This is a genomic window from Candidatus Doolittlea endobia, from assembly GCF_900039485.1.
Taxonomy (GTDB): domain Bacteria; phylum Pseudomonadota; class Gammaproteobacteria; order Enterobacterales; family Enterobacteriaceae; genus Doolittlea; species Doolittlea endobia.
In genome coordinates this window covers 569,669-582,217 of the sequence record NZ_LN999833.1, presented here as the reverse complement: position 1 = coordinate 582,217, position 12,549 = coordinate 569,669, and the positions used below count along the sequence as shown (strand labels likewise).

Sequence of the window (12,549 nt, the reverse complement as noted above, 5' to 3'; positions counted from 1 at the left end):
CATAATAAGAATAGGTGACGATAACGGAGTTAACATTTGCAACATAATTATCAGCCTTATAAGGTATGCACAGGGATGAATAAATTATGCGCTTTTCTTATGCCGCCGCATAACACAAGCATCCAAGGTCATATACCGAGAATAAAGGCGTCGCAATTACAATTTGTTATTTTAACTTCTGTGTTCGTCAAATCTAATCGCTTCTTTTCCATATATTTTCTAAAAAAAAGAACAACTAATGTTTATCTTTAATTTGTAACGACCGCCCTACTTCCCTAATGGGAAAGTTTACTGCGATGCGGTATGTCTCCGGAGATGGCGTGGGTGCAATTTGGCATACCATTGAAATTATACAGCTGCTATAGCAATAGTGTTATTTTAACTAATATCGCTGACGTGTAACATACAATAGCTAGCTCAAGTAGTTAGATTAATTCTGTTTCCTTCTCTTTTGTTAGGCCTGTATAATCTGCAGCGGTTGTCAGTAAGGAAAGAGATCATGAGCGAGCGCTGCAGCGATGAAGTTTGGATGCGTCATGCCCTAATGTTAGCAGGACGCGCTGAAGCCGAAGGCGAAGTACCAGTCGGCGCTGTCCTAGTGCTAAATGGTGTAATTATCGGCGAAGGCTGGAATTGTTCTATCGGCCATCATGATCCTACTGCTCATGCCGAAATTATAGCGTTGCGCCAGGGGGGGGCGCAGATAAGTAATTACCGTTTATTAAAAGCGATTTTATACGTGACTCTGGAACCCTGCGTAATGTGCGCAGGTGCAATGATCCACGCTCGTATTGGCCGTCTGGTATTTGGTGCACGGGATGAGAAAACCGGCGCCGCAGGGTCTATCACGGATGTATTCAGTCATCCACGGATTAATCACCAGGTTGAAATTACCGGCGATGTATCAGCACAGGTATGTGCTGCTCAGATTAACAATTTTTTCCGCCGCCGCCGGGCGCAGCGACAGTTACTGAAACCGACAAATAACCCTGTTAACGACATTGAACACTAAGATTATATCAGTAAATCTGCGTGAAAATCTCTAATACTGTTGTGATGGTAGCTTTAGAGTAAACAAAATCGAGAAACCGGTGCACGATGGATTAATTTAGTTGTTGATGTAGAAAACGAACCTGTGCCAATTCTTCCGGTGTATCCACGCCTATACCTGGCGTGACGCTCGCTACTGCGACATGAATCTTTTCGCCGTACCACAGAACGCGCAGTTGTTCTAGGCACTCGATTTGTTCTAATGTACTGGAAGACCAGTCGACGTAACGACGTATAAAATCAGCGCGATAAGCGTAAATTCCAATATGTCGTAGCAAACTGTGAGAAAGGTGTACGCAGCTACAGGAAAATCCTTCGCGGTCCCATGGGATGGCTGCACGGGAAAAATACAGCGCATAACCGCGCACATCCACCACTACTTTTACAGTGTTAGGGTTAAAAGCCTCTTTCGCGGTGGTAATAGGCACTGCCAATGTAGCCATGCTAGCCTCTGACCCTGACAGGTTATCCGCCACCTGGCGGATGATTTGTGGTGGAATGAGCGGCTCGTCTCCCTGTACATTGACGATAATTCGATCGTCAGGCAAGTCGTAGCGATCAATTACCTCCTGTAGCCGCTCAGTGCCAGACCGATGCTCGAGACGAGCTAAGTACACTTCACCGCCGGTGCGCTTAACCGCCTCGACCACCCCTTGATGATCGGTCGCGACAATGACCCGGTCGGCGCCAGACGCCTGTGCCCGCTCCATAACATGGACTATCATGGGTTTGCCGTTAATATCGGCTAACGGTTTGCCCGGAAGGCGGCTGGAGGCGAAACGGGCTGGAATAATAGCAACAAAACTCATGACTTGATTTCATCCAATGTAATAACGCGTGCCTCACTTTCTATCAGTACCGGGATGCCTTTACGCAAAGGATAAGCTAGTGCATCGAATTTGCAGATCAGTTCTTGACGTTCTTTTTTATAATAAAGCTTTCCGTTACAGACCGGACAAGCAACTATTTTCAACAAACGATGATCCATGATTCCCATATGAACGCATTCGACATCTGAGGTCAGATATTGAAGTTGCAGCGTTATATCCGGCCTTTTAGCCGTCGCTGCGAATTATTGGTGTAATCCAATAACTAATACCTTATTTTTGTGATAAAGAAATAATTTTGAAAATGCTAGTCTTTTTGTCGTCACGACAGTTACCTGCATAACCTTCCAGTATCCACTTTTACATTAAATAAGTTAATATTTTTATCAGCGTATCGTTTTATAGCGATCTAACGCTGATGTGTTTTATCCCAGATCAAATTATAGCTCGGAAAGCTTATACCGTAAATGCAACGCCTTAAAAGCTGTTTTCATGAAAAATCTAAATTATAACTGAGCTTCATACAGAACATATTAATGTGATGGTTGATATCGAATGTAGTATCTTCGAGCTCCGTTATGAAGCGTTTATCCAAACATACAACCAGATTATTGCCGATATGGCAAAATTGCGCCAAGGTAGGTTGCTGATAAAATAGCACTTAGTTCAAGTCATGATCTACTGTTCAGTAGACGAACAATGACTTATACGCAACAAGGATAATTTTACAGTTATTTCGCCGCTCTACATGCCTAACGCATAGACCGTTTGTAACGGTCTTCTTTGAGAAGACTAAGCATGTAGTCAAAAAAATGTGCTCAACTGATATAGAGTAGCATCATTCGAATTTACATGTCTACATTAAACATCTTTCTCGTAAAAGCATGTGATTCTGGAAATTATATATGACATATTATACCATGGTATCGACGCGGTAGCACGGAAGTATTATGACTACTGCATAACCTCGTTAGGTTCATACTCGTTTTATTTTTGTTTGTTTTATGTTGACATTGGCTAATTTTAGCGTCACCACTAACTATGTGTACTTGCGACGTTTATTACTTATATGGCTGGTGGTAGAGTGCTATAACAGTAAATAAACGCTGAAACTCGGTTTTTAGTTATGACGCTCAACACAGACGTGTTGAGCGCACTGCTTTCTGTTTATTGTCAATTTGACATGGATGCCAGCTCGACAATTTGGATCTTGTGCTCTGCAATATATCCCCCTGAAAGGGGCGATTTTGACAGCACTTATGCTATCTCTACTAACTTATCTGCTTAGTGTTAGTTTATCGTGATTGATTATAATGCTGATTGCGTCAACCAAAAATGTTTCGCTTGAACATATTAAACGTAATCTAGTGACATACCACTACACGAAATTGGCGAGAAAAACTAAGCATTCACGTCTGTCACCGAAACGTCGCTAGAATAACTAGCGACATTTTCCCCTAATAATTTGTTTAGACTTACTATGTGCACTTAGAGGCTGTTATTATAAAGGAATAATAGTATAATCAGTGATTAAATTGAACTAGGAGTTGTTATCTAAAGTTTGAGATATCTCTTTTTTTTAAAAAGAGGGCCGCGCCTTCTGTGGAATAAAATATAGAATAGAAAATTTATTTAGTTAGCATATCATCAACACAAAGACAAATGGAATGGTGTTGCGAAAGATAGTAGATTATTTATTAATGTTGGATTCCATCTTGAAAATCTCACCTATTCAGCAGATATAGAATTACTCAGTAAAATTTATAAAAGGCTCACACAGTGCACTGCACCTGCTATCAATGTGCACGGGATACTTTTCAGGCAATTTTATAGTGTGGAGTAGTTGATTCAGACTAACTCAAAGAGTTAACTTCAGATTATTTTCTAATCGACCGAAGCTATATGATAGGAATTCAATCATAAGAGAAGATAAAAAAGGGGGGGATGTAGCCTGTAATGCCACCTTGCCGGTGCTTAACAAAATACTAAATCATAGCACGATGATACCGAAATAAAAATTTCTTTAACAAACGATTATTCCTATCATGGCATCTTGGAATATAGGCGTGATAGACATCACGCTTATGCATAGAGGAGCACTAACATGGATGCTGCATTACGCCAAACGAATTTTATTCGTCAAATCATTGATGAGGATTTGTCTTCTGGGAGGCATACATTAGTACACACTCGTTTTTCACCAGAGCCAAATGGCTATTTACATATCGGCCATGCTAAGTCGATTTGCCTCAATTTTGGCATTGCCCAGGATTATCAAGGCCAATGCAATCTGCGTTTCGACGATACTAATCCGGTCAAAGAAGACATCGAATATGTCGATTCTATCAAGCACGACGTGCAATGGCTGGGTTTTAACTGGAGCGGTGATATTCACTACTCTTCCGATTATTTCGATAAGCTGCATGACTACGCGCTTGAGCTTATCGACAAGAAGTTGGCCTATGTTGATCGGTTATCGCCGGATCAAATCCGCGATTATCGCGGTACATTGACGCGTCCTGGTGAAAATAGCCCCTATCGGAATCAAAGCGTGGAAGAAAACCGGGAATTATTCGCCAGCATGTGCCAAGGCGAATTTTCTGAAGGCAGCGCATGTCTGCGGGCAAAAATCGATATGGCTTCTCCGTTTATGGTAATGCGCGACCCTGTGCTATACCGCATTAAATTCGCCGAACACCATCAGACCGGTACAAAATGGTGCATCTATCCGATGTATGACTTTGCCCACTGCATCTCCGATGCATTAGAAGGGATTACCCATTCACTTTGCACACTGGAGTTTCAGGATAACCGCCGGTTGTATAATTGGATACTGGATAATATTACAATCGACGAACATCCACAGCAATATGAATTTTCTCGACTCAACCTCGAATACGCTATTCTCTCTAAGAGAAAGCTCAATCTTCTGATTACGAAGCAAATTGTCGAAGGATGGGACGATCCTCGCATGCCAACCATTTCCGGTCTGCGCCGTCGCGGCTATACGGCGGCTTCGATTCGTAAATTCTGCCATCGTATCGGCGTAACTAAGCAAGCTAACAATGTTGAGATGGCCGCACTAGAAGCCTGCATACGAGAAGATCTAAACGATTGCGCGCCGCGCGCTATGGCAGTGATTGACCCCGTGCAAGTGGTCATCGAAAGTTTGCCTGTGGGGTATGAACAGGATATTACAATACCAAACCATCCCAATAGGCAAGAGATGGGAACACGTCAGGTGGCGTTCAGCCGTGAAATTTATATCGATCGAGCTGACTTTCGCGAAAAAGCCGACAAGCAATACAAGCGGCTGGTATTAGGTAAGAAAGTGCGCTTGCGCCATTCGTTTGTAATCAAAGCAGAACGTGTGAAAAAAGGTCCTCAGGGACAAATTACTACGATTTTTTGCCGTCACGATCCTGATATCAGGAATGAAGATTCCACGGGCGAGCGTAAGGTAAAAGGTGTAATTCACTGGGTATCAGCCACCCGTAGCCTCGTCGCGGAGTTCCGTTTATATGACCGCTTGTTCAGCACAGCCAACCCAGCGGCGGCGACGGATTTTCTTTCTACGCTAAATCCCAATTCATTAGTTATCCGTCAGGGATTTGTCGAAGCCAGCATACTAGTCGCTAATATGGGTAAACCTTTTCAGTTTGAACGTGAAGGCTATTTTTTCGCCGACAGTCGCTGTTCTAGCTCCACGCATCTAGTGTTTAACCGCACAGTGGGATTGCGCGACGTTTGGTCTGCACAAACCGTTATGTAAATGCTTTTCGATACTAACCATCCAAGCGCATCGTTTATTGCCATGAAGGAGATGGCTTTGCAAATGTTAGCTGGGTAAGCGAAAAACTTCGTTAGGTTGTTTTAGTTTTCATGTTTGAAACACTGGTGGTTACGCTACTTTATAGAATAGTTATTCTATATATTGCCACCGGATTTTGTCCAATTTTATACTGGAGCGATGAATCATTTCAGCGTCAATCAATGTCTCGACGCTAATGTTTTAGTACGTGATTGTACGGGATGAGATCCTCGCGATACCGAGTCAATTCGTTAGCTACAAGATCGATAAGATAAAACATACTTAAAGCTTTAATTATAGTCCTGAATCAGACTTGCTGCTGTTCGCTATGAAATTTTCTACCAGAAATGCGCTAAATTAGCTTTGGTATGACAAAAAATGATTTCAAGGTAGGGGAGCAATACTATTCTTGTGCATTTTACAACATAATGCTCAATCAGGTTGCCGATAGCTTAGACCCTAAGACTGAATTTTCTGTAAAACAGATAAACATGTTTATGTATGTAAAAGACAATCTTGGCTGGCGGTTTTATTCTGTTAATTCATAAGAACATAAACTCTAGTTATCTTTTTAAGCCGATAAACACATAAATTTCATAGGAAACCTTAATACTCAGCAGATTCAACTGTTTTCAAAACCAAAATCAGACAATATTTAGGGCTATATGACTATATATCATTATCAGTAATTTTTAATCAATGCTCAAATTATAATTAGAATGCATCTAGAATTATATTAACGCTGAGTAATTTAATTGAGATGCATAGTCATTTTCTTATTTGTTTTTAGCTAAAACACCAATGCTTTTCTTTTACTCGTAACGACAGGTTTTAAAAATCGGTCAGTGACAATGCAAATTTTACTATTAAATAAATGTAGGAAAAGTGCAATCAAACTAACCGATGCTGATAGGTATCATTAGCAGCGACATGCCGAACATAATACCTAGTATCATGCGATATGGAACGCCAAAAATCCGAAATGGGCGAACAAGGTAGTAAGCAGCATATTTTAAGAGCATTATAGTAGCAACCTAAAGAAAGCCTATCATCAACAACGATGCATATGCATTAACAAACACGGTACTGATTTAACAAGCGAATTGTCGGTGAAATTAAGTCACGTCACCGGCTCGCCAACCACTGGAGACATGCCGATCATGATTATTCCTTGGCAACAGATTGATTCCATCACTCTGTACAATGTGATCGAATCCTTCGTACTGCGCGAAGGCACGGATTATGGTATACAAGAAAAAAAACTGCAGCAAAAAGTCGCCGATGTGTTACGCCAGGTACAAGTCGGTGAAGCGGTGCTAGTGTGGTCGGAATCGCATGAAAGTATCAATATTATATTGCGTAGTCAATATCGTTTCGATTAGAAGAGCCACACATTTATCCCAATGCCTGTTATTGCTTTGTATCCTATTTTGACTAATATTTAGTTCTAATGGTATATAGTCATATATTATTAAATAATTTTATTGTATATTGTTTTAAACTTTGAAAGAGAATATTTTTTACTACATGACTGGTTGATCCAATAAGACTTTATAAGCAGATCTTGCAGAAGTCATGTAAAACTATATTTAGTTTATTAATTTATTAAATGATATTAATAATTTCTATAATGTTTATGTATGTCTCAGTCTAAAAGATAGACAAGAGTTTATTTTCTTATACAATGGTTGTTCTGTATTAGGCAAAATACATGAAGGGTAGCCATACTCTTTAAAAAAAGAGTCTAACTTATGTTTTGGAAAATGAATAGCTTTATCGTTACCATCAGCATCACAATCAATAACCACTGCAGAAAATAGCCGTTTACATAGATCATAGCCCGTTTATAAAATCTTGTTGAAGATGTGTCAAATTGCAATTTCTTGTTACTGCGTGATTTACGCAACACTTAATAATATTGCAGCCCAGTGTTCACGCCGTATCCTTACATCAAAATTATTTATTTCCATATCGACGATAATCTGATTGAGCGCTTCAATAAAAAATGTAAATCAAAAATTTTCAAACATCGCTTGCAGATACAATGTTAAAATTCAGATACTGAATGATCATTATAACAAGGACAGAGCCTCCTATTTTGCAAATCTCTGGCTTTCCGTTGGCGATTTTTACCCAGCATTTAGCCAATTGTGCACGTGCTCTATAGATTGAAATTTTGTCAATGAACGAATCCAGAAATATTCAACAGACCAGAGCTGATGCCTAGTATTCTCAGCGCATTGCCGGGTGAACAGCTGTTCCCCGTGACGTATACAGTTTCTCCGGGTGCGATAGCGCAGGCAATCAAAATCTAGCGTATCCAGCGCCATACTTTCGGAAGTTACAATATATACATGATACCCGTCCTCTAGCGTGCGCTTACCGATAACTAGTGGGTGCGATACCATTAAGATCGCGAAAAGCAAATAAATCATGACCGATAATCATGCCAACACAGAAGTAGGCACCGCGGATTTGCTAATGTATCGCCGACGCCGTCACAAAATATCGTTCGCCTCTAGAAGATAATTCAGAAAGCGATCTAGCTCAGCGGCAAAACTTTAGCAGGTTCTCCGAATCAAAAGTGGTATTTACATGATATCGTCTTTTAAAAAGCTTTTACGTAGGTATTAGTTTCAAGTTGCACCTTCTGCCCCAAGGTGACCCCGAAAAGGTAATTAACGTAAAACAGCTGCGCCTCGGAAGTACTGGAGCTGCCGGCCATCAAATAACGGACGTGGCCTGCCCATACTGCCCTTCAGCTGCTGCGTATGGTGAGCTTCGAAAACATCCTTAACTAGTCCATTGGCTTTACGCAGAAAAAAAATTTAAGGCATCAATGGTGATACTGTATGACGCATCCTTTCCACGGTGCTGAGCCACAATCATAAATAGACTGTTTTACCGTTATGAAACCGAGATTTGACAATACCGCACATATCGGTATTTCCTCGTGATCAGCTTACTAGAACATATACCATCTGATAATATTACTAAATTGCAGTATCAATTGGAACACTTTCACTCCTGCTTTGAAAGATGATATACGTATCCGGAAAGAATAATACCACCAATACAGCTAAAACGCCGCGTAACGCGCAGAAATAGAATACCTACGTTAAGCCATCTGCTCTTCAAATCAAATATATCGCAAATAACTTATAGTAATGGCTAACAACAAAAAATTACACAGACTAGGGTTTGTAAAATAGTGTCTCACGCGCAAACCTGAGAATTAAATTACTAAAACGGCGGACAAAATAATGACGTAATAATGACGTAATCAACCAATTATATCTGTACTCCTTTCTTGATCATTTCCCGGTGAATTTTAATAGAAGAAATGTTTACCCGGTTGGTGTATTTATAGCAATTTTAAATAAATTACAATAAGCGAAAGGTTCACCGACGCAGAAAAATAGCGATACCTCATACACAAACCGCCTGCAAGGCGCCCGTTTAGTATGATCAAAATCCTGAACAACCTGTTCTGTATAGATGTTCAGCGTGCACTTATAGGAGTAATTGATCGTTAAAACTGCTCAACTGGCAAAGTCAAATACGATTTACAGCTTATTCCGGTGAGTATACATATCGAAAACAATCCGAGCAATCGAGCCTTTTACTAGGGACGTGAAGAGATATAGACGCGATAGTCAAATAACCATCAGCCAATTACGTACCTGTCCTTTTAACGTCAGATCTTTGAATATTTTGACTTTTGGCATTTGTAAGTTGGACACTATCCGCTCTCAATCCGCATAGTCGGTTTGATTGCCGGTTTAGCAAATGCGGGCGGAGTGCTTTGATATCCGACATGCCGGCGCTGACGGCTAACGGATACCACTACTAGTAGTATCGAAGCCAGCAGCCAACTAGCGGCTGGACTGTGCTACTTATGCTACCGACCTTTTCGTTGGCTAGCTTGCTAATTATTGCCTGGCCTTGCCGCGTCTAGCCATCACTGTTGCTAAGTTTTTGTACTATCGGGATAGCAGAAAATCTGCAGGTGATAAGGATAATGGGGCCTAGCAGACAGTATTGTGATATAATATGTTTCTATTTCAGTCATAGCTAGAACCAATGCAACGGTATAGAAAAGCCAAATACTATCACATACCCAATCCTCAGGCGATACGCAATACTAAACATCTATCTGACCGCGCGGCGGATAAGCGCTCTGGTAATATTTTATCCACTAGTCTACCGACTAGAGTCCGGACTTTGCCAGTGCGGGACAGCGCCGATAAACGCTGAGCTAAGTAGCCGGCTGATCAAAATGATCAGAGGAACCTGGTAGGCACATCAAAAGCATCCCTGGGCAATACCTCAGCGCTGCCTCTAGCACACAGCAGCTTTCGGTACCGCGAACGGCAAGCGGACAATAGCAGTCAGCTCTGTAGCTGCGTTTTCCAGAAGAATGGCCGGTCGCGCGTACACATTATTCCACTAACACCAGTGCTGCCGTCGTTCTGTCAACACCACCAACAGGCTCACCTTACTACCGCTGGTTTTTCACGACAGAAATATCAGCTTTTCCTACGCGATACTAGCACAGTCCAGCCCTAGCCAATCGGCATAATCGAAGGAGATAGAAGTGATTATGGTAACGTCGGTATCAACAGATATTAGTTGCATCTAACCGTCCACTAGTCTAACCTCAAGAATCACTACATCCAGCACTGAAAAAAGTTGCAACGCTCCCAACGTACCAAACTCGAAATAGCTCAACGGCGTCGTGCCACGGCCGGCTTCGATAATCGCCATCACTTTGCTATAATCGACTTCCGGTAATTCTTCACCTTGAAGAAGCGCTCGTTCAGTATAACATAACAAACGCGGAGAGTTATAGACGCCGACACGTATCCCACTTGCCAGAAAAATCAGTTCCAGTAGCTAATAAATAGTACCTTTATCGTTGATGCCGCTAACAATAATAGCCCATGTGGCTGGACGCAGTAGATTCAGTCCGGTCGCCACATGGCGCATCCTCTCTAGTCTCAAATCGATGGGGTTGATATGCAAAGGGCTGTCTCTTATAAAAGAAACATTATTATTTTTTAAATAAAAGCAAAATGACGTACTGATATGATCTTGATAAACTCTGAAGAAATTTGGACTCTTAAATATACTATTGTCGATATTCTCATCTTGAGATGCTAGCCCCTATAAGCTAGCTCCGTTTCGTTTAATGCTAGCAAGCAGCGCTAGCACCGCTTTTATATTTCGTCAAGAGATCCTTCTTGAGCTGTATCAAGAAGTAGCGTGTTCGGCAATGGATCCTGCGGCTGTGGCCGATTAGTCAGTTTTGCTAGCAGGTTGGCTAAACGCAGTCGCATTTCTGGACGGCGCACGATGAGATCGATAGCGCCCTTTTCCAGCAGGAATTCACTACGCTGAAAACCGGCAGGCAGTTTTTCTCGTACCGTCTGTTCTATAACCCGTGGGCCAGCGAGGCCAATTAAGGCTTTCGGCTCAGCAACATTTAAATCGCCTAACATTGCTAGGCTAGCAGAAACCCCGCCCATAGTGGGGTCGGTCAGCACAGAAATATAGGGTAATCGCCGTTCACGGAGGCGAGCTAAAGCGGCGCTAGTTTTAGCCATCTGCATCAACGAGATTAGCGCTTCTTGCATGCGCGCACCGCCGCTAGTTGAAAAGCATACAAGAGGGCAGCTGTCCTCAAGCGCCTGTTCGACCGCGCGGACGAAACGTGCGCCAACAACTGAGGACATCGAACCGCCAATAAAAGCAAATTCGAATGAAGCCGCTACCATAGGTATGCCGTATAACTCGCCTTTCATTACTACCAGCGCATCTTTCTCATCAGTGACTTTTTGAGCTGCTACTAAGCGATCCTTGTACTTTTTTGAGTCCTTGAACTTCAAGATATCTTTAGGTTCTAGTTCACTACCAAGTTCGAATTCACTTCCTTTATCCAGAAAAGCGTGCAACCGCACGCGTGCGGCCATCTTCATGTGATGATCACACTTTGGACAGACCTCTAGATTACGTTCTAGCTCCGCGCGATATAGTACTTGGCCGCAGCTATCACACTTAGTCCAGATCCCTGCTGGGATGTTCGCCTTGTGTGCCGTGGCAATAGTACTCTTATTGAGAATGCGTTTAATCCAGCTCATCGATAACCTTTCTGTTTGAACCGGGTATTTGCTACTCGACAGTTCGCTATATCTGTTTGCCCTTGAAACGTCGAACAAAAATCGCTTATTAGGCCATAATGATTAGCGACTTGGCACAGAAAACTCTGTGCTTAATTCACATTGGTCTAACTTTTACTCTGTCACAGATTAAAGACAGACACGGCTTATTCTTTAAATACATGGAAAGATAAAGTTTGATTTTATCACTCATCGTGCAAATATTATCCTAGATGATTCTACCATCACAGCTTCTTACATGACCAATGTATAGTCCATAATATCTTGTTAGAGTCAATCAGTTATGTAACAAATGTTCAACGGATAGAGAGGTATCATTTGATACCTACATAAACGTCTTACCCATAAGACTTATTGCCTTTTAAAATTAGAAACGATGCATGACAAGCTCATTGAATAGTATATGACCATATACTAATATCAAGCAAATCTTAGTCTCCAATAAGGCGTTACCTCTTCCATGTCTTTTGCCTAAAGAAGTACATTGAATGTTTTCCATTAATTTGTGACGAACATCTTCTTGACGCAGGATAATTATACATTGATTTACGGCTACTTGGCGTAACAGCGATGTTTGTCAACAGAAAATAATACGATGAAAATACTGGAACATGTTGTCAGTGAAAGTTTAAACGATACGCTGATGTTGTGAATTTTTTGCTGCGCCAAAAGTAAATTTACT

General features: G+C 41.5%; 7 protein-coding genes and 2 pseudogenes. 4 read left to right on the top strand and 5 right to left on the bottom strand.

The features are described from left to right. Positions 1-499: 499 nt before the first annotated feature. Positions 500-1,012, top strand: coding sequence for a tRNA adenosine(34) deaminase TadA (gene tadA / locus A4A68_RS02080; RefSeq protein ID WP_067566027.1), 513 nt, complete (start codon positions 500-502; stop codon positions 1,010-1,012). 91 nt (positions 1,013-1,103) lie between these two features. On the opposite strand, the gene kdsB is transcribed toward tadA, so the two are convergent. Further along, positions 1,104-1,859 (bottom strand): 3-deoxy-manno-octulosonate cytidylyltransferase, encoded by a 756-nt coding sequence (gene kdsB / locus A4A68_RS02075; RefSeq protein ID WP_067566024.1) that lies wholly within the window; start codon positions 1,857-1,859, stop codon positions 1,104-1,106. Next, positions 1,856-2,038 carry a Trm112 family protein gene (locus tag A4A68_RS02070; RefSeq protein ID WP_067566554.1) on the bottom strand — a complete coding sequence of 61 codons (183 nt, stop codon included), beginning with the start codon at positions 2,036-2,038 and terminating at the stop codon, positions 1,856-1,858. Before A4A68_RS02070 ends, kdsB begins: the two co-directional genes overlap by 4 nt. A gap of 1,943 nt (positions 2,039-3,981) precedes the next feature. Between A4A68_RS02070 and glnS the strand changes: the two genes are divergently transcribed. After that, positions 3,982-5,649: a glutamine--tRNA ligase gene (glnS, locus tag A4A68_RS02065; protein ID WP_067566021.1), complete on the top strand. Its 1,668-nt coding sequence runs from the start codon at positions 3,982-3,984 to the stop codon at positions 5,647-5,649. Between the two features lie 1,199 nt (positions 5,650-6,848). After that, a complete protein-coding gene (locus A4A68_RS02055) occupies positions 6,849-7,070 on the top strand; it encodes a YheU family protein (RefSeq protein WP_067566553.1) in 222 nt (73 codons plus the stop codon). 739 nt (positions 7,071-7,809) lie between these two features. Here A4A68_RS02055 and A4A68_RS03715 read toward each other — a convergent pair. Continuing rightward, positions 7,810-8,629, bottom strand: a pseudogene (locus tag A4A68_RS03715) (amidophosphoribosyltransferase); the annotation flags it as partial. Positions 8,630-9,771: 1,142 nt separating this feature from the next. Here A4A68_RS03715 and A4A68_RS03495 point away from each other — a divergent pair. Next, positions 9,772-9,945 carry a hypothetical protein gene (locus A4A68_RS03495; RefSeq protein ID WP_158648177.1) on the top strand — a complete coding sequence of 58 codons (174 nt, stop codon included), beginning with the start codon at positions 9,772-9,774 and terminating at the stop codon, positions 9,943-9,945. 288 nt (positions 9,946-10,233) lie between these two features. On the opposite strand, the pseudogene A4A68_RS03900 reads toward A4A68_RS03495, so the two are convergent. Both A4A68_RS03900 and accD read right to left on the bottom strand, forming a co-directional pair. Next, positions 10,234-10,713 (bottom strand): annotated as a pseudogene (locus A4A68_RS03900) (bifunctional tetrahydrofolate synthase/dihydrofolate synthase); the annotation flags it as partial. Positions 10,714-10,907: 194 nt separating this feature from the next. Beyond that, positions 10,908-11,828, bottom strand: a complete 921-nt coding sequence (gene accD, locus A4A68_RS02040; RefSeq protein WP_067566010.1) for an acetyl-CoA carboxylase, carboxyltransferase subunit beta — start codon at positions 11,826-11,828, stop codon at positions 10,908-10,910. Positions 11,829-12,549: the final 721 nt, after the last annotated feature.